Source organism: Halorutilus salinus (genome assembly GCF_026242195.1).
GTDB lineage: Archaea > Halobacteriota > Halobacteria > Halobacteriales > Halorutilaceae > Halorutilus > Halorutilus salinus.
This window is the reverse complement of the sequence record NZ_RKLV01000010.1, coordinates 15128-39898: the sequence shown is the minus strand read 5'-3', so window position 1 is coordinate 39898 and position 24771 is coordinate 15128. Positions and strand designations below refer to the sequence as shown.

Sequence of the window (24771 nt, the reverse complement as noted above, 5' to 3'; positions counted from 1 at the left end):
AGTTAGTGCGTCGATGAACGTGTCTGCCCCCCCGGAGGCGTGTGTATGATCGCGGCACCGTTAGCCGTAGGCGGATCCTCGAACACGCTTTTCATAGTCGCACTCATAGTCGTCCTCGGTGTCACGGCGCAGGTTCTCGCCGACCGTTTCCGTGTTCCGAGCGTTCTCTTCCTGATACTCGCGGGTGTCGCGGTCGGTCCAAAGGGTCTGTCTATCGTGACGCTCGACGTCTTCGGCTCTCAGCTTTCGACCGTCGTCGGTATCAGCGTAGCTATCATAGTCTTCGAGGGTGCGTTCCATCTCAAGGTGGATAAGGTACGTGAGGCACCCTCCGCCGCCTTCCGTCTCGTGACCGTCGGCGCTCTCCTCGCGTTCGTCGGCACGACCGTCGCCGTCCATTACCTCCTCGGCGTCGGATGGGGCATCTCAGCGGTGACCGGCTCTCTTCTCGTCGCCACGGGTCCGACGGTCATCACACCTATACTCGACGTCGTCCCTGTACGCGATCCCGTCGCGGCGGCGCTCGAAACCGAGGGTATCGTAAACGACGTTACCGCCGCCGTCGCCGCTGTGGTTTTCTTCAGCCTTCTGTCCTCAACGTCGGCGAGCGCGCTCGAATACCTCGTTGAGTTCGTCGAACGTATCAGTCTCGGCGTCTTCATAGGTCTCGTAACCGCCGCTGTCATCTGGTACCTCCTGACGCGTGTCGAACTACCCCGCGGCTGGATGCCTCAGAACGCGCGTCTCATGACGCTCGCGGGCGCGGTTCTCGCCTTCAGCGTCGCCGATACGCTCGAACCTGAGGCGGGTGTCGCCGCGGTTGCGACGGCGGGCGTCGTACTCGGAAACGCCGATCTGCCGTACGAGGACACCATAGAGGAGTTCAAGGGCGACGTTACGATACTCGTACTCTCGTTCGTCTTCATCGCTCTCTCAGCGCTCATAGAGTTCGAGACGCTGTTCTCGCTCGGCTTAGCGGGTCTTGCCGTCGTCGGCTTCGTCGCACTCATTCTGCGTCCTCTTCTCGTCTTTGCGTCGACGACAGGGGGAGAACTCACGCGTGACGAGAAGCTGTTCGTTAGCTTCGTCGGACCCCGCGGTATAATCCCCGCGAGCGTCGCGACGCTTTTTGCGCTCGAACTCAGGAACGCGAAGCCACCGTCAAACCCCGAAGGTGCGGGTGTTCTCGCGGGTACGGTGTTCCTTGTCATACTCGTGACGGTCGTACTCGAAGGCGGTTTCGCACGACAGATAGCCGAAAAGCTACAGGTGATACCGATGCATGTAATCGTAATAGGTGGCGGTCGCGTTGGCAGAGAGCTGGCAAACATGCTGGAGGATCGGGGCGAGAACGTCGTCGTACTCGAACACGACGCCGACGTAGCCGAGAGGCTACGTAAGGACGGCTTTACCGTACATGAAGGCAACGGGACGGAGATAGGCGACCTACGTGACGCAGGCGCGGATCGCGCGAATATAACCGTTGCGGCGACGGGCGACGACGACACCAACCTCCTCGTTACGCAGTTGGCGGAGACACGTCTCGGCGTCGAACGCGTCATAACGCGCGTAAACGAGCCGGACAACCTCAGCGCTTTCAACGAACTCGACATAGAGACGGTCGCGGCGTCGTCGTCGACGGCGTGGGCTATCGACAACCTCATAGAACGCCCCGCGCTGTCGAAATGGATGGGCGAACTCGGCAGAAGCGGCGACGTTCAGGAGATAGAGATGACAGACGAGGAGACCGTAGGCAAGACAGTGGGCGAGATAGACGAGATACTCCCTAAGGGGTGTGTCATAGCCCTCGTAAGCAGGGGAGGCGAGAACAAGGTTCCCGAACTCGACTTCGTGGTAGAGAGCGGCGACCGTCTGACGGTTCTCGGAAGAACAGACGCCGTGGACGAGGCTATCGAACGTCTGCATCCCCACGACTGAAGACGCGCGAGCTTCGACCGTGTAAGCCGTTTCGGATCCGGCGCGAGGCACCCCGGACACCGACGCTCTCCAAAGCTTTTTTTACCGGGTTCCACAAAGCCGCGCGTATGAAAGGTCGCCTGTACGGAACGCAAAAGACCGGTTCGTAGAACGATACCTGTTCTGAGTCACTAAAATGACACCAACCAAGTCTCAGCGGGTACAGAAGTCGTTCCTCAAGTACCAACACTTCTTGGTCTTTGCGTCGCCGATCGTCTTCATACTGATAGTCGTCCTCGCCGCGCCTGTACCACACGACGCCGGCGCGGGCTACTGGTTCGAGTACTGGTGGCTCTTCTTCTTCTTCCTCTTAGGCGCGACGGTCGTAAACACGGTCGGGATCAGCGGCTCGGCTCTGTTCGTGCCGTTCCTCATATTCATCTTCCCGGTTCTGTCCCATAGCCTCGAACCGCCGACCATCGTCAAGGTGGGTCTCATAAGCGAGTCGTTCGGTCTTTCGAGTTCGGCGGTCGCGTTCATACGTTACGGTCTGGTCGACAGACGTCTGGCTCTCACGCTCGTGTTGGGTAGCATACCGTTCGTCATAGGCGGTGCACTGCTTTCGTTCGTGATTCCCGAGCCTCTTTTCCACGCCGCCTTGGGCGTCGCACTCCTCGCCGCGTCATACCTCCTCCTCTCGGCGGATATCTCACACGGCGAAGGCTCCGAGGACGACGGATCGACCGAAGCCGTTGCCGACGGCTCCGGCGACGATCTCCCCGACGACGCAGGTAAGCTCGGACCCGCTGGTGTGGAGGTCGAGGAGGGTGACGTGACACGTGTCACACAGGGCGGCGAGTCTTACTTCTACACATGGACGGGCTACCTCGAACGTTTCGGCAACTACAGCGTCGGAGGCGTGTTCCAAGGTCTGGCGGGGTTCGGTATAGGCGAACTCGGTATCATATCACAGCTAAGAACCAACGTCCCTGTACGTGTCGCCATAGGAACCAACCATATCGTCGTGGCTGTTACGGCGATAATCGCCTCGCTCGTCCACGTCTTCGGCGGCGGTCTGGTACCCGGAGGTCATTCACTCGACCTCGCGTCTACGCCGTGGAACATGGTCGTCTTCACAGTACCCGCGACGGTGACGGGCGGTCAGATAGCGCCGTACGTCTCCAACGCGCTCGAAACGGGGACGCTCACAAAGGGCGTCGCGGCTCTTTTCGCCGTCATATCGATCGCACTGTTCATCATGGCTACGGGGGGTATCTGAGCCACAACCCGTCGGTTTAACCCGCAGGGGCGTTAAGGAAACCGTATGTATACGAAGATCCTTCTACCGACCGACGGAAGCGAGGGCTTCGACGGTGTGGCTTCCCACGCCGGAAGCCTCGCGTTAGAGTACGGGGCAACCGTACACGTCGTCTCCGTAGCCGATACGAGGAACCGTTTCGAAAGTCCGAGTAGCGGTCTGGCTCCCAACGCATGGGAGGAGTCGGAACGCGAACGCGCACAGAAAGCCATCAAGGACGCCGAAGCGTCACTACCCGACGGTATACCCGTAGAGACAGCCGTAGAGTCGGGTATCCCGCACCGTGTCATACTCGACTACGCCGAGGACGAAGAGGTCGATATAGTCGTGATGGGTACACACGGGCGTCAGGGCGTCGACCACTACCTCATAGGAAGCGTCGCCGAACGCGTCGTACGTAACTCGCGCGTACCCGTTCTTACGGTGAGTCTGAACGGAGGTGACTGAGCCGAGAACTAACCGTCGGACTCGAACATCTCGATACGTTGCTCGACGTAGAGACGCGACCACGTTTCGTAATGTCTTCTCAGGAGCTTGGATACGAGCTTTACCGAGTCGACCCCTTTCTTCGACCCCGCTCCGCCGACGGTTCTGTCTCTCAGGCTCATGGTGGTCTATACTATTCTATCATGGGATATAAATGTTGGTGTGCCTCCGGGAAGACTCCTCAGCTTCCGGGGTTCGCCTTCATCTTGTTCCGAAGCGTCAGAAGAGCGACCGCACCGACGGGTATTCCGGGCCAGTAGGTGGTTAGGCGGAAGAGAACCGCCGCTGTCACCGCTGTCGTCAGGTCGACGGAGAAGAAAAGCGTCGTGAGACCCGTGAACGCCGCCTCGTACGTCCCCGTACCTCCGGGTGTGGGTGAGAGGGTGGCGATGACGGAGAGGTTGACGATGAGGTAGATAGGGACGAACTCCGTGGGTAGCCCGAGCGACCGGAAGACGAAGTACAGCGAGGCTATCTGTGCGAGTATTGCGAGGTGTGAGATAGCCGCGGTGGTTATGAGGAAACGCGGGTCGTCGCCCGCGTCCTGAAAGGCGTTTTCGACACCTTCGACGCTCTCGCGCACCGACTCGAAGACGGATTCGCCGCGTCCGAGACGGGCTTCGAGCGCGTCGGTCAGACGTATGACCGTATCGCCTAAACCCCGCTTGTCTGACCAGAGAAGGTACGCGGTCAGGCTCAGAAGGGCGAGAAGGACGACAGCGAGCGCGGCTATATCTACGAAAGGTCCCCGGAGGGAGCCGGCGACGGCGAGGTACAGTATACCGCCGAGCGTGAACGTGAAGAACGGTGTCGCGTTCACGACATCCGCGGAGACGACGCATGCGAGGGTTCTCTTGTACTCGGCGTCGGTCGTCTCGGAGACGATGTAAGCCATTATAGGCTCGCCACCGAACTGACCGAGGGGCGTGATAGAGTTTAGGAAGTTCCCCGTCAGGAACATACGTACCGTCTCAGAAGACGTGGATTCGATGCCGACCTTCTCAAAGAAACGGTGCCAGACCCACGCCCAGACGAGGAGTGAAGAGAGACCGAGTCCGAGCGCGATCAAGAACAGTGAGGTATCGGCGCGTCGGACGGAGGTGACGAACTCGCCGAAGTCGGCGATGTAGACGAGACCGGCGAGTAACGCCACCGAGACGCCGACCCAGACCCATCCCCTCCAGCCTATATCTACGAGGGAGTCCCTGAGCGTGTCTTCAGACATCGTCTGTCCGAACCATCCCCGTGTTTTTGTCTCCGCTCCTTCGGATGCCCGTGGTCGTCACGCCGTCCGACCACCTGTTTCGAGCGCCGACAACGCCTCCAGCCACCGGGACATCTTCTCGACGGTAAGGTCTATGAAGCCGCTGTTACCGTAGTCCGAGAAGTCGTACGCGTCGACGGCAGAGACCATCTCCTCGTAGGCTTCGAAGTAGTTGCTTGCCGAGTCGGGTGCCTTATCGAGCGCCTCCCAGAAATGCTCGTTTAGCTCCAACGCAGGAACCTCGTTGTTGAGGTCGCTGAATGTACTCCGTTCGGCTTTCTCGTGTATACACAACGGATAGCCCGTGAGAACCGTCTTGTCGAGCATGTCCGCCGCCTTCTTTAACGTCAGACCCGACCAGATGTCGTCGAAACGTCCTATATCCCATTCGTTGTCGTCCATAGGCATCTGGTAGAACGCGGGTACCACCTCCCTGCGGAACGCGAGGTTCATGGAGCAGACGGTGAGGTAGTTACCCTCGGAGACTGCGAAGTTCCCCGTGAAGTCGCCTGCGCTCGTACGTGTCTGCGCCTGTCCGCGTAGGTCGCCGTCCATCAGTATACGGACGGCGTCGAGGTCAGGGACGTCCGTCCAGAGACCCTGAGAGGCGACTATCTCGTCCGTACGCCGTGTCTCCGTCTGAACCGTCTCGTCCATCGCCGAGTACGGATAGCCACGCGGGTACAGACCGTGCTCGTCGACGTTCTGGTAGAGTACGTTTACCCACTGCTCGTCGGATCCGACGTGTTCGACCTCCTTCTGAGAGCCGATATGATCCATATGCGTCCCGAAAAAGTCGAACTCGTCGTGCGGTCGTGTGTCGTCGTCAAGGAAGACGCCGTACTCGAAACGCGGGTTCGCCCAGATGTACAGAAGACCGAAGCTCGTCTCGGCGTGCGAAGCCGCGGGTACGAGATCCGAGTAGTCCTCTATACCGTTCTGTTCGTACCAGTCTTCGCGTTCCGTACCTCCGAACACCTTTCCATCGACACCGAGTTCGTCGAGCGTCGCGCGTATGCTTTCCTTGTCACAGAAGTCCTCGGTGACGAGAACGACGTGGAGCCTGTCGGTGTCGAAGCCGTTGGCGCGTGCGTTCTCGATATACTCACGTATGAACTCCGGGTTTCTTACGGTCGGTGCGACGACGCAGATATCTGGCTGGGTCATATGTATCTGTAACCTCGTCTACGGTCTACTTGTATCCAAGGTCTTCTAGACGGCGTTTGACAGCCTCGTCGGCTTCGTCGCGGTCGTCCGAACCGCTCCCGTCCTCGTGCGACGCGTCGACGGAGGTTCCGTCGACCTCGTCGGCGAGATCCTGGGGCACCTGTATCTCCTCGCCGGTTTCGAGGTCGTACGCCTCGTAACGCGGTTCGCCGTCCTCGCCGACCGACTTGACGACCTTCTTTCCGTCCTTTTTTGCGTACCTGTACTTACGGTAGTACTCATCCCAGCTCTCACGGGGGATATAGCCGGTGAAGTTTTCGGGAAACTCTAATCCGCCCTTTACAACGTCGCCGAAGATATCGTCCGGACGCGGCGCTATCCCCGCGTAGTAAGGAACGAGTTCGTTCAGCCTTCTGAGTTCGAAAGGACGTTCCTCGGTGCCGGGAGGTATGTCGGGGTGATCGATCATCAGAACAGTGTTGACCACAGGCTCGGCGACCGTAAACTGGTGACCGAAGCCGTCGTCCTCGCCGAGCGCCTGACCGTGATCCGAAAGAAGGACGACGACCGTCTCCTCGTCTATACCGTTCCGCCGGAGCGCATCCGTGATCCTTCCTACGAGGTCGTCCGTGTACTCCACCGACGCGTCGTAGAGCCTCCTGAGGCTGTCGAAGTCGGTTTCGTCCTGCGTAAAGACGTCCTTCTGCCTGTGCGGTACGTTGGCGTCGTCGTCGACACCGTGTTTCTCGACGTACCTCTGAGGCGGTCTGTACGGTTCGTGTGGCTCCATCAGGTTGACGTAGAGGAAGAACCTCTCGTCGGCGTCGCGGCCGTCGAGATAACGTTCCACCTCACGGACTGTCTCCTCAGACTTACACGAGTCGTCGACGTCGAACAGCCTGAAAAGACGGTCTATCTGCCTTCCCAGAACCCGGCGTGTCACCTCGTCGAGGCTGTGGTACGCCTTCGCACCGAGGCGCGAGAGGGCGACGCTAAGCCGGTTGTCCGCCTTTCCGAGGAAGTTCTCGACGTGATCGAAGTCGCCCGTCATCCCTTTGTGCGGCGTAATCCAGACGTTGGGCGTGATAGCGGCGGTCGTGTACCCCGCGTCCTGAAACCCCGATACGAACGTCTCTGAGTCGGACGGAAAGTAGCTTCTCGCGTGTGTCGTCCCGTGCTCCCACGGGTACTCGCCCGTGAACATCGATGCGTGCGAGGGTAGAGTCCAAGGAGCCTGTGTGACGGCGTTTTGGAACACGACCGACGAGTCGGCGACCTCGCCTATACTCTCGGTAAACTCTACGTCTTCGTTGTACGCGGATGTCCTGTCCTTCCGGAGCGAGTCGAGGACGAGAAAGACGACGTTCTTCTCCGGAACGGTGTCCCGCATGACCTATTAGGGTTCCAGCCCACAGTTAGTAACTTCGGTTTGTCGTCCGCGAACCGGTAGTTGTATCTATACGCCCGGTACAAAACGACGTACGTATGGTCGAAAAGGCGGCTATCGTCTACTGGTGCGACGGGGCGGGACACGCCGCAAGGAGTATACCCGTCGCACAGGAACTCGAATCCCGCGGCGTCGAGGTCTCGGTCGCAGGCGGCGGGCAGGGAAAGCCGTTTGTGGAGATGAACGGATACGAACACCCCGACCTCACGACGGTTGCGGTGAAGGGTAGCAACCCTCTGTCGTTTCTGAAGCACAGCCTGTTCGACGTCGTACCGTCGTCCGTCCGTCGTCTCAGGGAGCTAAACCGGTGGCTGAAGCAGGAGGAGCCGGACGTGCTCGTGACAGACGACATCTTCGCGTGTATAGCCGCCGTCGCACAGGGCGTCGATTTCTACAGGATCGACCATCTCACACCGGGTATGCTCGATCTCAGATGGGACGTTCTTCTGCGTCTGTACGACAGAACCTCGCTCGCGTTCTGTGAGAAGATAGTCGTAACCACGCTCTGGAAGGAGGAGGAAGCCCCCGACGGCTTCGAACTCGTGGATCCTCTCGCCCAGGAAGGCGACGCGGAGGTAGAGGGGTACGACGTGCTTCTCAACCCCGGAACCCACGGCGATGACTTTGAGGAGATCAGGGAGAGGTTAGAGGCGAAAGGTCTTGAGGTGAAGCTGGTGGGATCCGACGACTGGGAGATACAGCCCTCGATGACCCCGCATACCGAAGCCGCGGACTGTGTCGTCTGCACGGGGTACTCGTCTATCGCGGACACCGTCGTCGCGGGCACGCCGTGTGTCGTCTACCCGTTCCTGCCTTTCCAGAAGAGCCTCGCGGAGAAGGCGGAACGTAAGGGTACCGACGGCGTCATAAAGGCTGATACGGTCGACGAGGTGGTTGAGGAGGTGGAGAGATGCTGTAACGGGGAGGTGGAGAACCCCGAATACGGCAACGGCGCCGAGGCGTTCGTGGATGTTCTCCTCAACTCCGGAAAACAAAACTCATAACCCACACCCGATACGGTAGTTTAATATGGATAAACTGAGCATAGGGTTCTTCACCGACTCGTACTTCCCGGAGATCGACGGGGTGAGCTATACCCTAAGACACTGGAAGGAGAGGTTGGAGGAAAGGGGTCACGAGGTCTTTATCGTCTACCCCGGTTCCAAGAGGTACGACCCCGACGAGGGGGAGATACCCGTCAGGTCGCTCCCCAACCCGCTTTACAGGGGCTACAACATCGGCTTACCCCTTGGTTACGGTAAGCTTCCCGAACTCGACGTGGTTCACTGCCACGGACCCGCCTTCGTCGGAAGGTACGGAAGGCGTTACGCGGCGAAGGAAGGTATACCGAAGGTCTACACCCACCACACGCCTATCGAGGAGTACGTCGAACAGGCTGTCCGTAGCAAGAGGATAGCCAACGCCGTAGGCAGGATATACGTACCTATCGAAAACAGGTTTCTCTCCAAGTTCGACGTCGTAACCGCGTCTACGGGCAGGATGGACAGGGATGTGGAGGCGAAGAAGCTGACCGTCGGTGTGGATATAGACTTCTTCGAACCGTGCGAGGGTTCCTTCGTGGACGAGATAGACGTAGAGAGACCCGTCGTGGGTTACTCAGGCAGGGTCAGCCGTGAGAAGAACATAGGTCACCTGTGCAGGTTCGCGGAGGGCTTCGACGGTAGCGTGGTCATCGTTGGCGAAGGACCCGACAGACCCCGGATTCAGAAGATGGCGGGTGAGAACGTCGAGGTGATGGACTTCCTCGACAGGGAGAGGCTACCCGAGTTCTACTCAGGGATAGACGTCTTCGCAACGGCTTCGACGGGCGACACGCTGGGTCTTTCGACGTTGGAGGCTAACGCCTGCGGAACACCCGTGGTCGCGGCTGACGTGGAGCCGTTCAGCCGTACGATAACCTCACAGAACGGTGAGAGGTTCGAGTTCGGTGATACGGGAGACATGTTGCGCGCGGTTGAGACGGCGCTCGGCAACGACTACAGCACGAGGGGGACTGCGGAACAGCACTGTATCAGGGAGACTATCGACATGTTGGAACGTATATACGAGGAGGAGACTGTCGGTGAGGTCAAGGAGATGTACCAGACGGCGTGAGGCGGTACGTCTCAGGCTGACCGGTAGAAGTACATACCGATCCGTTTAGACTCCTGCGACGTCCTCGATAGCGTCGGTGAGTTCCTTTATGCTCTCGACCGTATGCTCGCCCATATGTCCTATACGGAAGCTGTCCTCGCTTATGTCGCCGTAGCCGCTGGAGAACAGCATACCGTGCTCCTCAGAGACGCGCGCGACCGTCTCGGCAACGTCGATACCCTGCGTGTTCTCTATACACGTCACCGTCCGTGACTCGTAGCCCTCCTCGGCGAACAGGTCGAAGCTATCGCGCGCCCAGTCGCGCGTGTACTCAGCCATCTCGCGGTGGCGCTCGTCGCGCGCCTCGTGCCCTTCTTCGAGCATACGTTTCATCTGTTCGCGGTACGCGAGCATTATGGGGATCGCGGGCGTCGAATGCGTCTGTCCCTTCCTGTCGTAGTAGTCGAGACAACGTTGGAAGCCGCCGTACCACGACGACGAGTCCTTCGACAGTTCGCGCTCGTAGGCGTCGTCGCTGACGGTACAGACGGCGAGACCCGGCGGCATAGCGAACGCCTTCTGTGTCGACGTAAAGATACAGTCGATGTTGTGCTCGTCAGGGACGATACGGTCGCCGCCGAGGCACGAGATCGCGTCGACGACGAAGTACGTGTCGGGGTAGTCGCCGAGCACCTCGCCGATCTCCTCGACCGGGTTACGGACGCCCGTCGATGTCTCGTTCATAACAACGCCGACGGCGTCGTAGTCGCCGGGTTCGAGCGCGTCGCGTATATCTTCGGGCTTGACTGCATCGCCCCAGCCGTACCCTATACGGTCAACGTCCTTACCCAGACGTTCGGCGACGTTCGCCTGACGTTCGCTGAAAGCGCCGCTCGTGGGGACGAGTATCGAGTCGTCGACGAGGTTTAGGGTGGTCGCCTCCCAGAACTCCGTACCCGACGCCGTGAGTACGATAACCTCCTGTTCGGTACCGAGGAACTCCTTGGTGTCCTCAACGATGGTCGTGTACAGGTCGGTCATACGTTCGGTTCGGTGACCGAAGATGGGCTGAGCCATGGCGTCTATGACATCCTCGTGTACCTCCGTGGGTCCCGGAAGGTACAGCGTCTTGTCTTCGTAGTCGTCGGTGTACTCGGTCTTCTTCGTCACGGTAATCATAAGTCGCGCCAGCGCGGTTTGGGTGTTTTGATAGACACGCTCCGCCTGTGCCGTCGTCGTGTCCCCGGCGCGCCGGGGTACAGCCCGCGCCCACGGTTCTGTCGTACAGAGAAGTTCGGCGACCGAAGCTTTCGGCGCGTCCACCGTGTCGTCCTAATCCATCCCGAAAGGTTGCTCGGAACGTCGTGGATGAACAAAGCCGGTTCGGCATGGTTTCTAACCAAAGGTCCATTAAACTAAGCTTAGTTAACATGCGGTAACGACCCTTTCGAACCGATCGAACGTCTACCGCCCCTGTAACACGAACACCGGTTCATACATCTATGATACGTGGTCAGTTGATTACCCGCGTCGAAGACGTGTTCGCACCGGCTATCGAGGTACTGAGACCCATACTGTCGGATCCGATGGTCGCCGTAGCGTGGGCGCTCCTCGTCGGTATATCCATCGGCATCCTCGTGTGGGACATACGTAACCGCAACCGGGCGCTACCGTCGCTCATGAAAGGCGTCTGGACGCTCGTCACAGTCTACTCCGGACCCTTCGGACTCGCCCTCTACTGGTACGCAGGTCGAACACAGATTAGCAACGACTCTGTCTGGCGGCGCGGCGTCCGTTCGACCGCCCACTGCTACTCAGGATGTGGAGCGGGCGAAGTCTTCGGCATCACGCTCGCACAGGGGGTTCTCGCGTTGGCGGTCGGCTGGGTCGCGGCGATCACCTTCGGGCTCGCGTACGTATTCGGCTACAGCCTCACCGTAGAACCGCTGATGCAGGAAGGCGTCGGGTTCCGGGAGGCGATGGCGGACGCGTTCTACAGCGAGACGCCTTCGATCACGATCATGGAGGTCGTCGCTATCGGCGCGGATCTCCTGCTCGCCTCGCATGCGCATACGGGCGACATACTGTTCTGGATGGCGCTGGCACTGTCGCTCTCGCTGGGCTTCATCGCCGCCTACCCCGTGAACGTCGTTCTGGTTAGACTCGGCGTCAAGGAAGGTATGAAGAACCCCGCTGAGATGGGTGGTGGTTAGAGCGCGGAGGTATCGCCCTTGTTGACTCCGTCCGGGGAAGCTTCAGAAACCCACGCGCCGAGGGACGGTTCGCACGGGGTTTCTCGGTGAGCTTGCTCGGACGTTACACCTGTCCCGTCTTCCGCTCAGCCTCGGAGAGTTGACCTAGCAACCATCCAGTAACGGATGCTGATGTATATGAGTATAATCATGAACGTCACGGCGAACAGCCACTCGTCCGCCGTTACCGCACCGTACAAGGCGATCAGGTTAAGCGCGATGCCCGCGACGTACACCAGCCTCAGCCGACTGTCCGTAATCGGCGACGAAGCCGATTTCTCGGCGTCTTCCTCGGTCATCTTTACTTGGGGTTCGTACGAGGCAGTGGTCAAAAGCCTCTTTGGTTGGATGAGGGGTAGAAGTCGGTGGAAGACGCCGTCCGGTCTGTTCCGGGAACCGTGGTTAAGCGGTCAGCCTCGGTACTCATGACCATTCGGCTCCCTGTATCTCAGTAGGCCTCAACTTCAACGCCGAGCCTCTTGAAGTCCTCAACGTTATCCGTAAGCACCGGTTCGTCGTACCCTTCACCAAACGCGGCTATCATCGCGTCTATCCATCCGATGCCGCTCTCTCCACCGGACTTACGGTCAGCGCGCGCGAGCAGTTCCCCCGCGTTTCGTGCCGTCTCCTCGTCCTGTTCCACGACAGGATACATGCGTAGAGCGTTACGCACATTCCTACGCTCCTCTTCGTCGCCGAACTCCGCTCCGTAGGATATCTCCGTGACAATGGGCGAAGGAACGCGTTGCACCACACCGACCTCGGAGAGTTCGACGCCCTTCTCGAAAGCCGCGCGTTCGCCGTCGAACAGGTCTATCAGAAACGACGTGTCGAGTATCACTCGAAACGCTCCCGTAACTCGCGCTTCCCGTCGTCACGTCTCTCCTCAATACGCTCGCGCATCCCCTCCGCCGTCTCGGAGGACAGGATACCTGCGACCGCCTCCGGGTCGGGTTCGCCGATGAGTCTACGCAACGTCTCCTCCATCGTCTCATCGTCGCGACTGTGCGACCTCACGAACTCGTGGAACTCCTCCGAGATACGTACGGACTTGCTCATCACTGTATACTTAGGTATACGCAGATATGAGTTTTTGGTCTGGTCAAGCTCTTTTACATTTAGTCCGCTCAATAAAATGTCCACGGTCTGAGGAGGCATGGGAAACCCGACGGATACCGTCCTCAAAGAGAAGAGACATCCTACACCGGTTCCACTCGCAAATCTGTGGTCAGGGATACAGCCTCGGTACTCATAGGGTTCGTCATCCGCTTTCGCGTCGGAGGGTGAGCGTCGTCATCGGCTACCTGACATACGTGGTTCCGCGTGAAAACACCGTCGTTGAGGGGTCACCGTTCGGCTTTTGTGTGACCCGTCCTGTATGTCTGTATGTCAGTCACAGTCGGCGTCGGTGTGGTTCTGGTTACAGTCCTGCTTGGGGTTAGCGCGTTCTTTTCGAGTACGGAGATAGCCGTCTTCTCGCTTCCGTCCGAGAAGGTAGGGGTCGGAGAGGATAGCGAGGCGCTCGCGCGTCTGCGTTCCGACCCTCATAGGCTTCTCGTGACTATACTCGTCGGTAACAACGTCGTCAACGTCGCCGTGTCGAGCATCGTCACGCTACTCGTGGCGCAACGTCTGTCGGGTGGTGCCGCCGCGGTCGTCGCGACCACGTCGGCATCCGTTCTCATACTCATCTTAGGCGAAATAATCCCAAGTCGTACGGTCTCGGAAACGCCGAGTCGTGGGCGCTACGTGCGGCGCGTCCGATGGTCGTTATCTCCGTCCTCCTCTACCCCGTCGCGGCTGTCTTTGATGTCGTGACAGAACGTATGAGCGGCGTCTTGGGAGGCGACGTCGGCGTCGAAAAGGCGTACGAGGGGTAGCTAAACGAGTGTCGGTTGGTCGATGTAGAACGTATCGACGCTGAACTCTTCGTCTACGAGAGCGCGGAGCGCGCGCACGCCGAACGTCTCCGTATGGTAGTGCCCCGCGAAGACGACGTTGAGGCTGTGCTCGCGCGCATCGTGGTGCGCCCTGTGCTTGGGTTCGCCCGTGATGTAGACATCCGCGTCGGTCGCCGCCGCTTCGGCGACGTGTCCACCGCCCGCGCCCGTCAGGACCGCGACGCGTTCGATCTCGTCGGATCCGAAGTCGAGTACGTCGGGTTCGCTGTCGACCGCATCGGCGACGCCGTCTGTGAAGCTTTCTAAGCCGACCGGCGACGCGAGTTCGCCTACGTATCCGACCTCGTCGGTACCGAAGTCGGCGAACCGTTCGACAGGCTCAGCGTCGAGAGCGTCGAGGAGGAGGACGTTGTTTCCGACCTCGTCGTGCGCGTCGAGAGGAAGATGAGAGGCGTACAGGGCGATGTCGTTCTCAATGAGAAGCCTAAAACGGTCGTAGTCCTGTCCGACGACCGCGTCCTTTCCGCCCCAGAAGAAGCCGTGGTGGACGACCATCATCTCCGCGCCGCGTTCCACCGCCTCCTCGACCGTCTGTGTCGCGGCGTCGACGGCGAAGGCAACCGTGTCGACACGTCCCGAGTTCTCGATCTGAAGACCGTTCGTCGCGGCGTCTACGGGGTTCCATTCGTCGTTACCGAGTATACCGTCGAGGTGTTCGGTGATACGTCGGAGCATGTCCGGTTTTGGTACGTCCGCCGCATATTTCCTTCGTCTAAGGAAGCGCATTTACACCGGTGCGACGTATCCCGTATATGGACGCTCTGTTCGTCGCCGCCGACGGCTTCAACGACCGCGAACTGCTTTACGTTGCACAGAGGCTACGTGAGGAGGACGTAGAGGTCGTCAAGGCGCGCGACGTGGGCGACGGTACGAAGACGACGCTCGACGACGGGTACGACCTCGTACACGTCACCGGAGGAGAGCGTGGAGAGAAAGAGCGCGCGCGGGTCGGGGATACCGTCCGGCATGGTACCGAAGACGGCGCGCTCGTCACCGCCGTGGGCGAAGGCGTCGAAGTCCTTGTCGAAGCGGGTGTTGCGGGGGACAGACAGGTCGCCGCGAGGGGCGATACAGCGGAGAAGGTACGCGCTGTGGACGGACGCGCCTACGACGAACCCGTCGTCGTCGATGCAAAGATGCTGACGACGGTGGGCGGCGATGCGCTCGCGGAGTTTGGCGCTGAGGTTGTCAGAAAGGTACGTCGTGCGCGTCTCAAGGATCTCTAACGATCGCGTACGTAGACCGCCGTGTGTCCGCGCGTGTCGACGAGTTGCGCGCCCGCCTCTTCTGCGAGTTCGCGCGCGAGTTCATCCGTCGTCGTACCGCCCCGCGACGAACGGAGGAACTTGACCTTCCTCGGTTCTTCGTTGCTCAACTGGTCTGCGAGTTCGTCAGCGACCGCCTCGACACCTTTCTTGCCTACGCGTACCGTCGCGTCGAGTTCATGCGCCTTCTTGCGTGCTTTTTCCTCTTCCATCTTCACCAGTCCGTGTACGGTAGGTCGTCGTAGGTGTCTTTCGCCTTGTCGAGCGACGAACGCATCAACGCCGTCGTGTCCCAGATTCCTTCGACAAGCGCCTCCTTCTGTGCGTCCGTGATACGGGCGTCGTACTCGTCACCAGCCACGACGACACGTTCCTTTTCGACATCGACCTCAAGCGGCGTGTCGGGTTCGTCCTCCACACGCGTCTGTATCTCTTCGACACCGTCGGCGTCGACCGTCACGGTCGGTATACCGAGCGACTTACAGTTGTCGGCGAAGATCTCGGCGAACGACTCGCCGACGATAGCCTCGACACCCCAACGCATCAGAGCCTGAGGCGCGTGCTCGCGCGACGAACCGCATCCGAAGTTGTCGTTTACGACGAGTACGTTACCCGTGTAGACGTTGAGCGGATGGTCGTTCATCCCACCGTCATCGTCCCTGCGCGCGTCGTGGAAGGCGTACTTCCCCATGTTGTCGAACGTGACCTCCTTGAGGAAACGCGCGGGGACGATCTGATCGGTGTCGATGTCGTCGCCTCGGAGGGGTACGCCGGTTCCTGCGACGCGTCGAACGGCTTTGCGTTCATCGGTCTCGTCCGTTTCCGACATTCAGAGCACCTCCCTTGGATCCGTTATCTCGCCACGTACGGCGCTCGCCGCGAGCGTCGCGGGCGAAGACAGAACCGTCTTACCGCCCTCAGCGCCCTGTCTTCCGACGTAGTTACGGTTCGAAGACGAGACACAGAGTTCGCCGTCTTCGATACTGTCGCCGTTCATCGCTATACACATTGAGCATCCGGGTTCGCGCCATTCGAAGCCACCGTCCGCGAAAACCTCGTCGAGTCCCTCGTCCTCCGCCTTGGCGCGTACGGTCTGTGAACCGGGGACAGCGAGCGCGCGGACACCGTCGTGTACCTCGCTCCCTTCGAGAACGCGCGCCGCCTCGCGGAGATCGGAGAGGCGTCCGTTGGTACACGAACCGAGGAAGACGACATCAACGTTCACACCTCGCATCGTGTCGCCGGGTGAGACGTTCATATGCTCCTGCGCCTCGCGCGCCGCCCGCGGGTCGTTCGTCTCGTCGGGTTCGGGCACGGCTTCGTCGATACCGACGACCTGTCCGGGGTTAGTGCCCCACGTCACCATCGGCTCTATACCGTCGCCGTCTATCTCCACCACGTCGTCGTAGACTGCGTCGTCGTCCGAACGTATCGAACGCCAGTACCCGACCGCCTCGTCCCAGTCGTCGCCCGACGGCGCGTACTCGCGCCCCTTGAGATAGTCAAACGTCGTTTCGTCGGGGTTGACGTATCCCGCGCGCGCACCGCCTTCGATGGACATGTTACAGAGCGCGAGGCGTCCCTCTATGTCGAGATCCTCGACGGCGCTACCCGCATACTCGTAGACGTAGCCTATGCCGCCCTCGACGCCCAACTCGCGTATGATGGTCAGTATGAGATCCTTTGCGTAGACGCCTTCGCCGAGCGTACCGTCCACCTCGATACGCCGCACGTCCTGTTTGTCCGCCGCGATACATCCCGTGGCGAAGACATCGCGTATCTGGCTCGTGCCTATACCCATGCCGAGAGCGCCGAGAGCGCCGTGTGTCGACGTATGCGAGTCGCCGCAGACAACCGTCATACCGGGCTGTGTCAGACCGAGTTCGGGACCGACGATATGGACGATACCCTGTCTTCCGGAGTCGAGACCAAAGAACTCGACGCCGTGTTCGTCGACGTTCCCTTCGAGCGCCGAAAGCATCGTCTCAGCCTGTTCGTCTTCGAGCGGGCGCGACCGGTCTTCGGTCGGTACGATATGGTCGGTCGTCGCGTACGTCCTGTCGGGGAATGCGACATCGTAGCCGCGCTCCTCAAGCATACCGAAAGCCTGCGGACTCGTCACCTCGTGTATCATATGGAGACCCACGAACAGCTGTGTCTGTCCGTTGGGTAGCTCCTGTACGGCGTGGTTGTCCCACACCTTGTCGTACAGTGTTCTTTCTGACATCGTTGTTTGTCGTGTGTTGTGTCTGTAGTTCGTGTAGACGTTAGAAGTTTGTTACGCGAGTCGCGCCGTTAGAACGCGACCCCGAAACAGCAGTTAGTCCTCCTGAACTGACGTCATGAGCGAGCGCAACTCTCCCCCAACGTCCTCGATGAGATGCTCCTCGTCGCGTTCCTTTAGCTGGTTGTACGACGGACGCCCCGCTTGGTTCTCGTTTATCCATTCGCGTGCGAACTCGCCGTTCTGAACCTCCTCAAGAACCTCGTCGAGGTTGTCGCGGACATCGTCATCGATCACGCGCGGTCCACGTGTCAGGTCGCCGTACTCGGCGGTGTCGCTTATGTTGTCGCGCATCCCTGACAGACCCCCCTCGAAGATCAGGTCGACTATAAGTTTTAGCTCATTGGCGCACTCGAAGTACGCCATCTCGGGCGAGTATCCCGCGTCGACGAGCGTCTCGAACGACGCCTTGATGAGCGCGGACGTGCCGCCGCAGAGTATCGCCTGCTCGCCGAACAGGTCGGTCTCGGTCTCCTCGCGGAACGTCGTCTCTATGACGCCCGAACGTGTGCACCCTATCGCGTGTGCGTACGCAAGTCCAAGGTCGCGTGCGTCGCCCGTGTGATCCTGTTCGACCGCAAGAAGACCAGGGACGCCGTCGCCGCGTTCGTACGTCTGGCGGACGAGGTCGCCGGGCGACTTGGGAGCGACCATCAGAACATCGACGTACTCGGGCGGACGTATCTGGCTGTAATGTATGTTGAAGCCATGCGAGAACATCAGAGCGTCGTCCTCGTCGAGGTTCGGCTTGACGTGCTCGTCGTAGACAGCCGGCTGTACGGTGTCAGGCACCAGCATCTGGACGACGTCGGCGCGTTTTACGGCTTTCGGAGTCTTCGCCACGTCGAGACCGTGTTCGCGCGCATCATCGCGCGACGACGAGCCTTCGCGTAGACCCACGACTACGTCGACGCCTGAGTCGTGTAGGTTACGCGCCTGCGCCTCACCCTGCGATCCGTATCCGATCACGGCGACCGTCTTGTCCTCGATGAAGGAGGGGTCTGCGTCTTCGTCGTACAGCGGCGTTATGTCGAACTCGTCCTCTGTCATGCTGTTCCCTCGTACCTCCTCCGTCTTTAGTTACCCGTTTCGTCGGTGGTCTTCTCACCGCGCGCGAGCGAGATACGTCCCGTACGCACCGTCTCCTTTATCCCGAAGCCACGGAGCATGTCCTCCATAGCCTCGACCTTCTCGGTGTCGCCCGTGACCTCGACGACGACAGCCTCCGCTCCCATGTCGACGACGTTCGCGCGGAACGACTCCGCGATCTGCATGATTTCGCCGCGCGTCTCGGGGTCGCACGACACCTTGTACATCGCGAGTTCGCGGTCTACGGAGTCGTCGTCGGTTAGGTCGCTAACCTTGATCACGGGTATGACCTTGTTGAGCTGTTTCTTGACCTGCTCCACCGTCTTGTCGTTGCCCTCGACGACGATGGTCATACGTGAGTACTCGGGGTTCTCCGTCTCGCCGACTGCGAGCGAGTCTATGTTGAAGTTTCTCCGCGTGAAAAGACCCGCGACGCGCGAAAGCACACCGGGCTTGTTCTCGACGAGTACCGAAAGCGTGTACTCGGTCTCGTCCGCACCGCGCGCAACCGCGTCCTCGCGGACACCCGTCGACAGCCTGCGTGAAGGCGCTCCCCTGCTCATGATATTCTGCTCCCTTGTGTTCCCTTACCCATTATGAACTCGTCGTTTCCGCTTCCTGCAGGCACCATGGGGAAGACGTTTTCGTTGGGGTCTATGACTGCGTCGATGACGCTCGGTCCGTCGTACTCAAGAGCCTCTTCGAGAACCTCACCGACGTTCTCCGACTCCGTTAGCCTCCAGCCCTTGGCACCGAAAGCCTCGGCTATCTTGTCGAACTCAGGCAGGTGGGGTAGTTCGCTTTCGGCGTAACGTTCGTCGCTGAAAAGCTCCTGCCACTGGCGTACCATGCCCATGTAGTAGTTGTTGATGATGACGAGCGTGAAGTCGAGTTCCTCACGAACCGCCGTCGCTAACTCCTGTACGGTCATAAGGAAGGAGCCGTCGCCGTCGATGCAGACGACCTCCTTGTCGGGCGCGGCGAGCTTAGCGCCTATCGTCATGGGAAGTCCACAGCCCATGGTGCCGAGTCCGCCGCTCGAAATCCATGTACGCGGCTCGTTGTACTCGTACCACTGCGCCGCCCACATCTGGTGCTGACCGACGCCCGTGCAGACGATCGTGTCGTCGGGCGTCCTGTCGTCGAGTTCCTCTATGACGTACTGTGGCTTGAGTTCGCCGTCTTCCTGTTCGTACTCCATCGGGTACTTTTCGCGCCAGTCGTTCAGCGTGTCGAGCCAGTCCTCCGTGTCGGGTGACGCGTGCGAAGCCATCTCGTCGTTGATGTCTCCAACGACACGTTTGGCGTCGCCGACGATAGGTATGTCAGCGTGTATGTTCTTCGAGATTTCGGCAGGGTCGATGTCGACGTGTATGACCTCGGCGCTCGGCGCAAACGACTCTATCTTGCCCGTTGCACGGTCGTCGAAACGGACGCCTATGCCGATCAGGAGGTCGCAGTCGGTGACGGCGCGGTTGGCGTACCCCGTGCCGTGCATACCGAGCATACCGAGCGACAGGTCGTTGTCCTCAGGGAAGCCGCCGAGACCCTGAAGGCTCGTCGTGACGGGTATACGGTTCTCGTTTGCGAGTTCACGTACCTCGTCCGCGGCGTCCGCCATGATAGCCCCGCCGCCCGCGAATATGAGCGGCTTGTCGGCTCCCTCTATCGCCTCCGCCGCCTTCTTAACCTGACGCGGATGCCCTTCGTAGTTAGGGCTGTACCCCTCGATGTTTAGCTCGCCTCGGACGGCGTCGGTATCGTTCTTCGAAACGTCCTTGGGCATGTCGACGACGACGGGACCCGGTCTCCCCGTGTTGGAGACGTAGAAAGCCTCCTGTACGGTGTCGGGCACCTCGTCCTCGTCCTTTACGAGGTAGTTGTGCTTCGTAACCGGCATCGAGACGCCGCGCATGTCTGTTTCCTGAAACGCGTCGTTGCCTATCATCTCCGTCGGAACCTGCCCCGTAACCGCTATGATGGAGCGCGAGTCCATGTCGGCGTCGGCGAGACCCGTTATAAGGTTGGTCGCTCCGGGACCCGACGTGGCGAGACATACACCCGGTCGTCCCGTCACAGAGTGGTACGCCTCGGCGGCGTGTGCCGCGCCCTGTTCGTGTCCCATCATAATATGGTCGATATCCTCGTCGTCGTACAAGGCGTCGTAGACGGGCATGACCGCGCCGCCCGTGATGCCGAACATCGTGTCGACGCCCTCCTGTTTCAGACCTTCGACGAGCGCCTCTGCACCCCTACGTGTCGTCGGAGCCTCCTTCTCTTCTGTCGTTTCTCCGTCTTCTCTTGTCTTGCTCATGTCTGTCTATGGCTGTCTCGTTGTACTGTCTGCGGGTTTTTCATCGCGCGCCTCCTTACGGACGAGATGGTTGACGGCGTCAACCGTAGCCTCGACCGACGCCACCGTAATATCCTCGCTCGAAGCCGAGGCGTTCGCCTCCACACCGTCGCGTTCGACGCCTACGTAGACGTTCGCCACGGCGTCGCTACCGCCGCTTATCGCATCTATATGAAAGTCCGTGATCTCTACCTCGCGGTCGTCACCCATGAGCGACGAGACGGCGGACATAGCGGCGTCGACAGGTCCGACACCGACATCCGCCTCGACGCGTTCCTCCTCCTCAACCTCGGCGCGTACGCTCGCCATCGGTGTACGTTCGTTGCCCGTCGAGACGTTGACCTCCTTGAGGTCGACCGTCTTCTCGGCTTCGGGAACGGCGGACATGACGCTCTCGGCGATCGCGAAGACATCGGCGTCGGAGACCTTCTTGCCCTTTCCGCCCATGCTCTTTACGCGTTTCGTAATCTCGCGCACGTCGTCGTCGTCGGGTTCGTACCCCGCCTCTTCGAGCGTCTCACGTACGCTGTGCGTACCCGTGTGCTTGCCCATGACGAGACGGCGCTGGTGTCCAACGTCCTCCGGCGTCATTATACCGGGTTCGAAAGTTGACGAGTCCTGTATGACGCCCGCGGCGTGTATACCCGACTCGTGCGAGAAGGCGTTGTCGCCCACGATGGGCTTGTTCCCCGGAAGCGGTATGCCCGAGAGGCGTTCGACCGTCTTCGAAAGGTCGTATATCTCCGTCGTGTCGACGCCCGTATCGACGTTGTATATCGATTCGAGCGACATGACAACCTCTTCGAGAGCCGCGTTACCCGCGCGCTCACCGATACCGTTGACCGAAACCTGACACTGGACAGCGCCCGCCTCGATACCCGCGAGGGCGTTCGCCGCCGCGAGACCGAAGTCGTCGTGCGTATGTACGTCGTACGGCACGTCGACCTCGTCGCGGAGCGCCGAGATAAGCCTGTGCATCGCAGTCGGACGTATCACACCGACCGTGTCGGGTATGTTGACGATATCCGCGCCCGCCTCCTTCGCCGTACGGACTATCTCGACGAGGTAGTCGAACTCCGTACGTGTCGCGTCCATGGGCGAGAACATACAGTCGACGCCGTGATCCTTAACGTGCGAGACGGCGTCGTAGGTCATCTCAAGAACCTCCTCGCGCGACGAATCCATCGACTTCTGAATCTGTATGTCGCTCGACGAGACGAAGGTGTGTACGAGGTTCACATCAGCATCAAGCGCGGCGTCGAGATCCTGCTCGTGGACACGCGCAAGACCGCAGACCGTGTTGTCGCTCGTTGCGGCTATCTCCTCGACAGCGGCGAACTCCTCGTCGCTGTTTATGGGGAACCCCGCCTCAATGACATCGACCCCCATACCGTCGAGCGTCTCAGCTATACGTATCTTGTCGTCGTGCGAGAACGAGGTACCCGGCGACTGCTCACCGTCACGTAACGTCGTGTCGAATATACTGACGTTATCTACGTCGTGCTCCCAAAAAACGACCCCTTTCCTTCGGCTCTCCGGGTACAAATCCATCACCCGCGGAGCCGTCCTTGTTTTGGGACATCTTACACTAACGCAGTCACCTTTCAGACTTAAGCCTGTCGGTTAAAAGGGTGGTTGGGAGACGGTGGCACGGTCTTTCAGGTGGTTTTATTCTGAACCGCGCTACTGTTGGTCATCGGGTTCGAGTGCCAGACGCTCTACGCCGATACCTTCGAACGCTTTGTCGCTCGAAACGATGCTGTCGTCGGCTAGCGCGGCGTGGAACGCGTCGAACGTGTTCAGACCGTCGTCGATGTACTCCGAAGCCTGATAAGGAACGTTCTCATCGCCGTCGAAGGACGCGAGTTCAAGTATGCTCGTAACGGCGCGTTCGCGTTCGAAGGAGCACCTCTCCTCGACTAGGAACAGTTCGACGAAGGTCACGAGCGAGACCTCAAGTTCGTCGCCGTGCTCTTTGAGAACCTCCTCCGCGCGTTCGGCGAGCGAGTCGTCGTCCTTGAGGAGCGCGACCCAGAGGTCGGTGTCAGCGTACATTCTCCTCCGCCTGTTTCCTGCCTTCCTCGCCCGCTGATTCGCGTAACTCGTTCATCGAAGCCTGTTTGAGTTCGTCGCTCGCCGACTCACGCAACGCGCCGACGGGGTCTTTAGGTACGGGTACGAGCCTTACGCTGTTGCGTAGTTCGACAAGACGGTACCTTTCGCCGTACCTCTCGCGCACATCCTTCGGTATGGTTACACGACCGCGAGAGTCGGTTTCGACTTCAGTCATTCCTATTTAGAGGTAGAAAAGGGAAATAAATAAATCACTCCCATTCAATCAAAGAGCTACCCGCGGATAGTTCGGGCTACGTCTCAGCCCTGTTCGCGCACCCTCTCCGCGACCGTCTCACCAAACTCATCTGTGCCCGCATCGCCGCCGAGGTCACGTGTCAGCGTCTCGCCTTCTGCGATTACGTCCTGTAGAGATTCGAGTACGAGTTCGCCCGCTTCCTCCTCGCCGATATGGTCGAGGAGGAGCGCGCCCGCCCAGATCGTCGCCGTCGGATTAGCACGGTTCTCACCTGCGTACTTGGGCGCGCTCCCGTGGAGGGGTTCGAACATGCTCGTTCCGTCGGGGTTGATGTTCCCGCCGGGTGCGAGACCCAGTCCTCCTTGGAGCATAGCGCCGAGGTCCGTGATTATGTCACCGAAGGTGTTGGGGGTGACGACTGTCTGGTAGTGGTCGGGGTTCTTTACGAACCACATCGTCGTCGCGTCAACGTAGTCGTACTCGTGGTCGATACCGTCGTAGTTCGTCGCCACGTCGTCCATAACCTCGCGCCACATGCCGTAGATGTCGGTGAGGACGTTCGCCTTGTCGACGCCCGTCACGAGGTCGTGGTCGTTCTCCTCGGCGTGGTCGAAGGCGTACTCGACGACGCGTTCGGTGCCCTCGCGCGAGATGGAGCCTATCTGGTACGCGATTTCCTCGGCGTCGGTCTCTATGTCGAGACCGAACTTTGTTTTGTACAGCTTGCGTTCAACCTCCAGTTCAGCCTCCGTCTTGCCCGTCTCGGCGCGTCCTCCGATACCGACGTAGAAGTCCTCCGTGTTCTCGCGCACGACGGTGAAGTCGATGTCGTCAGGACCGCGGTTGCGGAGGGGCGACTCGACGCCTTCGAGGAGCTTTATAGGACGGAGGTTGACGTACTGGTCGAACTCGAAACGGAGGCGCAGGATAATTCCTTTTTCGAGTACGCCGGGTTCGACGCGTGGATCGCCTATCGAACCGAAGTAGACGGCGTCGTACTTCGAGAGTTCGTCGAGCGCGTGATCCGGAAGAACCTCGTCGGTTTCGAGGTAGTGATCCGCGCCGTACGGTAGGTCGTGCCAGTCCAGACCGAAGTTACGCGCGTCGCTCGCGGCTTCGAGCACCGTCTTTCCGGCGTCGATTATCTCGGGTCCGATTCCGTCGCCCTCTATGACGGGGATCTCGTGCATGCCCGACACGGGCGCGCGGTGCTCATAGGAGTTTCGTACTCGTTCCGCGCCCCCGGCGACGGACGGCGGAGAGTATCTGGTACGTGTTCCAAGCCGTGACGCCGACGCCAAGAGCGACGACGCCGGAGAGTGCTGTAATGCTCAGGACGTTGTTTTCTGCGACCGTCCGCCATGAGACGTAGATGAGGGCGACGCCGACCGCCTTCATCGGTACCATCGCGCGGACGCCGAAACGGTCGAAGACGCGCCGCGGAACCGGGTTGCGTTCGACGCCTCCGTAACGCGTAACCGCGAGGTAGGTTGTCACGGTGTCACCGACTCCCCAGAAGGCGACGAGTAGGAGCCAGAGGACGCCTTCGAGGGGTGACACGCC

27 protein-coding genes and 1 pseudogene are annotated in these 24771 nt (G+C 59.9%); 8 read left to right on the top strand and 20 right to left on the bottom strand.

The annotated features are described in order from the left end of the window. Positions 1-45 precede the first annotated feature (45 nt). From EGH25_RS09780 to EGH25_RS09770, 3 genes are all read left to right on the top strand, one after another. Positions 46-1938, top strand: coding sequence for a cation:proton antiporter domain-containing protein (locus tag EGH25_RS09780; protein ID WP_266088072.1), 1893 nt, complete (start codon positions 46-48; stop codon positions 1936-1938). Between the two features lie 175 nt (positions 1939-2113). Continuing rightward, positions 2114-3196, top strand: coding sequence for a sulfite exporter TauE/SafE family protein (locus EGH25_RS09775; RefSeq protein WP_266088070.1), 1083 nt, complete (start codon positions 2114-2116; stop codon positions 3194-3196). Positions 3197-3241: 45 nt separating this feature from the next. Then, complete coding sequence (locus tag EGH25_RS09770) at positions 3242-3682, top strand: universal stress protein (protein ID WP_266088068.1); 441 nt, start codon at positions 3242-3244, stop codon at positions 3680-3682. Positions 3683-3690: 8 nt separating this feature from the next. Here EGH25_RS09770 and EGH25_RS09765 read toward each other — a convergent pair whose 3' ends face one another. From EGH25_RS09765 to EGH25_RS09750, 4 genes are read right to left on the bottom strand one after another with little or no spacing between them, the layout of a single operon-like run. Next, complete coding sequence (locus tag EGH25_RS09765) at positions 3691-3843, bottom strand: hypothetical protein (RefSeq protein WP_266088066.1); 153 nt, start codon at positions 3841-3843, stop codon at positions 3691-3693. Between the two features lie 59 nt (positions 3844-3902). Then, complete coding sequence (locus EGH25_RS09760) at positions 3903-4946, bottom strand: lysylphosphatidylglycerol synthase transmembrane domain-containing protein (protein WP_266088064.1); 1044 nt, start codon at positions 4944-4946, stop codon at positions 3903-3905. Between the two features lie 57 nt (positions 4947-5003). Then, positions 5004-6152 (bottom strand): alpha-1 4-glucan-protein synthase, encoded by a 1149-nt coding sequence (locus EGH25_RS09755; RefSeq protein ID WP_266088062.1) that lies wholly within the window; start codon positions 6150-6152, stop codon positions 5004-5006. A 25-nt stretch (positions 6153-6177) separates the two neighbouring features. Continuing rightward, positions 6178-7542: a sulfatase gene (locus tag EGH25_RS09750; protein ID WP_266088060.1), complete on the bottom strand. Its 1365-nt coding sequence runs from the start codon at positions 7540-7542 to the stop codon at positions 6178-6180. 95 nt (positions 7543-7637) lie between these two features. On the opposite strand from EGH25_RS09750, the gene EGH25_RS09745 reads away from it, so the two are divergent. Together EGH25_RS09745 and EGH25_RS09740 are read left to right on the top strand one after the other, a co-directional pair. After that, positions 7638-8603 (top strand): glycosyltransferase, encoded by a 966-nt coding sequence (locus EGH25_RS09745; RefSeq protein ID WP_266088058.1) that lies wholly within the window; start codon positions 7638-7640, stop codon positions 8601-8603. A gap of 25 nt (positions 8604-8628) precedes the next feature. Continuing rightward, positions 8629-9714: a glycosyltransferase gene (locus tag EGH25_RS09740; protein WP_266088056.1), complete on the top strand. Its 1086-nt coding sequence runs from the start codon at positions 8629-8631 to the stop codon at positions 9712-9714. 45 nt (positions 9715-9759) lie between these two features. Here EGH25_RS09740 and EGH25_RS09735 read toward each other — a convergent pair whose 3' ends face one another. Continuing rightward, a complete protein-coding gene (locus tag EGH25_RS09735) occupies positions 9760-10863 on the bottom strand; it encodes a pyridoxal-phosphate-dependent aminotransferase family protein (protein ID WP_266088154.1) in 1104 nt (367 codons plus the stop codon). A 332-nt stretch (positions 10864-11195) separates the two neighbouring features. Between EGH25_RS09735 and EGH25_RS09730 the strand changes: the two genes are divergently transcribed. Further along, a complete protein-coding gene (locus tag EGH25_RS09730; RefSeq protein ID WP_276591971.1) occupies positions 11196-11906 on the top strand; it encodes a DUF4396 domain-containing protein in 711 nt (236 codons plus the stop codon). A gap of 125 nt (positions 11907-12031) precedes the next feature. On the opposite strand, the gene EGH25_RS09725 is transcribed toward EGH25_RS09730, so the two are convergent. The 3 genes from EGH25_RS09725 to EGH25_RS09715 form a co-directional block, all read right to left on the bottom strand. Further along, a complete protein-coding gene (locus EGH25_RS09725; protein WP_266088052.1) occupies positions 12032-12244 on the bottom strand; it encodes a hypothetical protein in 213 nt (70 codons plus the stop codon). 149 nt (positions 12245-12393) lie between these two features. Further along, entirely contained in the window at positions 12394-12786 is a 393-nt protein-coding gene (locus tag EGH25_RS09720) for a PIN domain-containing protein (protein WP_266088050.1), read from the bottom strand. Beyond that, on the bottom strand, positions 12783-13004 hold the full coding sequence (locus tag EGH25_RS09715; protein ID WP_266088048.1) for a hypothetical protein: 222 nt from the start codon (positions 13002-13004) through the stop codon (positions 12783-12785). Before EGH25_RS09715 ends, EGH25_RS09720 begins: the two co-directional genes overlap by 4 nt. Positions 13005-13331: 327 nt before the next feature. Here EGH25_RS09715 and EGH25_RS12310 point away from each other — a divergent pair. After that, positions 13332-13825: pseudogene (locus EGH25_RS12310) on the top strand (DUF21 domain-containing protein). On the opposite strand, the gene EGH25_RS09700 reads toward EGH25_RS12310, so the two are convergent. Then, the gene (locus EGH25_RS09700; RefSeq protein ID WP_266088042.1) at positions 13826-14581 is read right to left on the bottom strand and encodes a Nif3-like dinuclear metal center hexameric protein; all 756 of its coding nucleotides are present in this window, start codon (positions 14579-14581) and stop codon (positions 13826-13828) included. A gap of 77 nt (positions 14582-14658) precedes the next feature. On the opposite strand from EGH25_RS09700, the gene EGH25_RS09695 reads away from it, so the two are divergent. Further along, positions 14659-15132, top strand: a complete 474-nt coding sequence (locus EGH25_RS09695) for a DJ-1/PfpI family protein (RefSeq protein ID WP_266088040.1) — start codon at positions 14659-14661, stop codon at positions 15130-15132. On the opposite strand, the gene EGH25_RS09690 is transcribed toward EGH25_RS09695, so the two are convergent. The 11 genes from EGH25_RS09690 to EGH25_RS09640 form a co-directional block, all read right to left on the bottom strand. Further along, positions 15129-15383: a YhbY family RNA-binding protein gene (locus EGH25_RS09690; RefSeq protein ID WP_266088038.1), complete on the bottom strand. Its 255-nt coding sequence runs from the start codon at positions 15381-15383 to the stop codon at positions 15129-15131. The genes EGH25_RS09695 and EGH25_RS09690 overlap by 4 nt on opposite strands. A gap of 2 nt (positions 15384-15385) precedes the next feature. After that, the gene (locus EGH25_RS09685; RefSeq protein ID WP_266088037.1) at positions 15386-16000 is read right to left on the bottom strand and encodes a 3-isopropylmalate dehydratase small subunit; all 615 of its coding nucleotides are present in this window, start codon (positions 15998-16000) and stop codon (positions 15386-15388) included. Further along, complete coding sequence (gene leuC, locus EGH25_RS09680; RefSeq protein WP_266088035.1) at positions 16001-17398, bottom strand: 3-isopropylmalate dehydratase large subunit; 1398 nt, start codon at positions 17396-17398, stop codon at positions 16001-16003. 93 nt (positions 17399-17491) lie between these two features. Next, on the bottom strand, positions 17492-18505 hold the full coding sequence (gene ilvC, locus EGH25_RS09675) for a ketol-acid reductoisomerase (RefSeq protein WP_276591970.1): 1014 nt from the start codon (positions 18503-18505) through the stop codon (positions 17492-17494). 26 nt (positions 18506-18531) lie between these two features. After that, positions 18532-19107, bottom strand: coding sequence for an acetolactate synthase small subunit (ilvN, locus tag EGH25_RS09670; protein ID WP_266088033.1), 576 nt, complete (start codon positions 19105-19107; stop codon positions 18532-18534). After that, complete coding sequence (ilvB, locus tag EGH25_RS09665; RefSeq protein WP_266088031.1) at positions 19104-20858, bottom strand: biosynthetic-type acetolactate synthase large subunit; 1755 nt, start codon at positions 20856-20858, stop codon at positions 19104-19106. Before ilvB ends, ilvN begins: the two co-directional genes overlap by 4 nt. 6 nt (positions 20859-20864) lie before the next feature. Beyond that, positions 20865-22448 (bottom strand): 2-isopropylmalate synthase, encoded by a 1584-nt coding sequence (locus tag EGH25_RS09660; protein ID WP_266088029.1) that lies wholly within the window; start codon positions 22446-22448, stop codon positions 20865-20867. Between the two features lie 132 nt (positions 22449-22580). Then, on the bottom strand, positions 22581-22952 hold the full coding sequence (locus EGH25_RS09655) for a PIN domain-containing protein (RefSeq protein ID WP_266088027.1): 372 nt from the start codon (positions 22950-22952) through the stop codon (positions 22581-22583). Beyond that, a complete protein-coding gene (locus EGH25_RS09650; RefSeq protein ID WP_266088025.1) occupies positions 22942-23187 on the bottom strand; it encodes an AbrB/MazE/SpoVT family DNA-binding domain-containing protein in 246 nt (81 codons plus the stop codon). Before EGH25_RS09650 ends, EGH25_RS09655 begins: the two co-directional genes overlap by 11 nt. A gap of 83 nt (positions 23188-23270) precedes the next feature. Continuing rightward, a complete protein-coding gene (locus EGH25_RS09645; RefSeq protein WP_266088023.1) occupies positions 23271-24398 on the bottom strand; it encodes an isocitrate/isopropylmalate dehydrogenase family protein in 1128 nt (375 codons plus the stop codon). 22 nt (positions 24399-24420) lie between these two features. Next, positions 24421-24768 (bottom strand): DUF5658 family protein, encoded by a 348-nt coding sequence (locus EGH25_RS09640; RefSeq protein WP_266088021.1) that lies wholly within the window; start codon positions 24766-24768, stop codon positions 24421-24423. Positions 24769-24771: the final 3 nt, after the last annotated feature.

What these genes read in the sequence shown, in the direction of transcription:
- EGH25_RS09775 (WP_266088070.1), top strand. Translation starts at nt 2,114, where the DNA reads ATGACACCAACCAAGTCTCAGCGGGTACAGAAGTCGTTCCTCAAGTAC.
- EGH25_RS09755 (WP_266088062.1), bottom strand. Translation starts at nt 6,152, where the DNA reads ATGACCCAGCCAGATATCTGCGTCGTCGCACCGACCGTAAGAAACCCG.
- EGH25_RS09765 (WP_266088066.1), bottom strand. Translation starts at nt 3,843, where the DNA reads ATGAGCCTGAGAGACAGAACCGTCGGCGGAGCGGGGTCGAAGAAAGGG.
- EGH25_RS09780 (WP_266088072.1), top strand. Translation starts at nt 46, where the DNA reads ATGATCGCGGCACCGTTAGCCGTAGGCGGATCCTCGAACACGCTTTTC.
- EGH25_RS09660 (WP_266088029.1), bottom strand. Translation starts at nt 22,448, where the DNA reads ATGGATTTGTACCCGGAGAGCCGAAGGAAAGGGGTCGTTTTTTGGGAG.
- EGH25_RS09715 (WP_266088048.1), bottom strand. Translation starts at nt 13,004, where the DNA reads ATGAGCAAGTCCGTACGTATCTCGGAGGAGTTCCACGAGTTCGTGAGG.
- EGH25_RS09645 (WP_266088023.1), bottom strand. Translation starts at nt 24,398, where the DNA reads ATGCACGAGATCCCCGTCATAGAGGGCGACGGAATCGGACCCGAGATA.
- EGH25_RS09760 (WP_266088064.1), bottom strand. Translation starts at nt 4,946, where the DNA reads ATGTCTGAAGACACGCTCAGGGACTCCCTCGTAGATATAGGCTGGAGG.
- EGH25_RS09745 (WP_266088058.1), top strand. Translation starts at nt 7,638, where the DNA reads ATGGTCGAAAAGGCGGCTATCGTCTACTGGTGCGACGGGGCGGGACAC.
- ilvC (WP_276591970.1), bottom strand. Translation starts at nt 18,505, where the DNA reads ATGACAGAGGACGAGTTCGACATAACGCCGCTGTACGACGAAGACGCA.
- EGH25_RS09740 (WP_266088056.1), top strand. Translation starts at nt 8,629, where the DNA reads ATGGATAAACTGAGCATAGGGTTCTTCACCGACTCGTACTTCCCGGAG.
- EGH25_RS09655 (WP_266088027.1), bottom strand. Translation starts at nt 22,952, where the DNA reads ATGTACGCTGACACCGACCTCTGGGTCGCGCTCCTCAAGGACGACGAC.
- EGH25_RS09685 (WP_266088037.1), bottom strand. Translation starts at nt 16,000, where the DNA reads ATGTCGGAAACGGACGAGACCGATGAACGCAAAGCCGTTCGACGCGTC.
- EGH25_RS09695 (WP_266088040.1), top strand. Translation starts at nt 14,659, where the DNA reads ATGGACGCTCTGTTCGTCGCCGCCGACGGCTTCAACGACCGCGAACTG.
- leuC (WP_266088035.1), bottom strand. Translation starts at nt 17,398, where the DNA reads ATGTCAGAAAGAACACTGTACGACAAGGTGTGGGACAACCACGCCGTA.
- EGH25_RS09700 (WP_266088042.1), bottom strand. Translation starts at nt 14,581, where the DNA reads ATGCTCCGACGTATCACCGAACACCTCGACGGTATACTCGGTAACGAC.
- ilvN (WP_266088033.1), bottom strand. Translation starts at nt 19,107, where the DNA reads ATGAGCAGGGGAGCGCCTTCACGCAGGCTGTCGACGGGTGTCCGCGAG.
- EGH25_RS09730 (WP_276591971.1), top strand. Translation starts at nt 11,196, where the DNA reads ATGATACGTGGTCAGTTGATTACCCGCGTCGAAGACGTGTTCGCACCG.
- ilvB (WP_266088031.1), bottom strand. Translation starts at nt 20,858, where the DNA reads ATGAGCAAGACAAGAGAAGACGGAGAAACGACAGAAGAGAAGGAGGCT.
- EGH25_RS09725 (WP_266088052.1), bottom strand. Translation starts at nt 12,244, where the DNA reads ATGACCGAGGAAGACGCCGAGAAATCGGCTTCGTCGCCGATTACGGAC.
- EGH25_RS09750 (WP_266088060.1), bottom strand. Translation starts at nt 7,542, where the DNA reads ATGCGGGACACCGTTCCGGAGAAGAACGTCGTCTTTCTCGTCCTCGAC.
- EGH25_RS09650 (WP_266088025.1), bottom strand. Translation starts at nt 23,187, where the DNA reads ATGACTGAAGTCGAAACCGACTCTCGCGGTCGTGTAACCATACCGAAG.
- EGH25_RS09770 (WP_266088068.1), top strand. Translation starts at nt 3,242, where the DNA reads ATGTATACGAAGATCCTTCTACCGACCGACGGAAGCGAGGGCTTCGAC.
- EGH25_RS09690 (WP_266088038.1), bottom strand. Translation starts at nt 15,383, where the DNA reads ATGGAAGAGGAAAAAGCACGCAAGAAGGCGCATGAACTCGACGCGACG.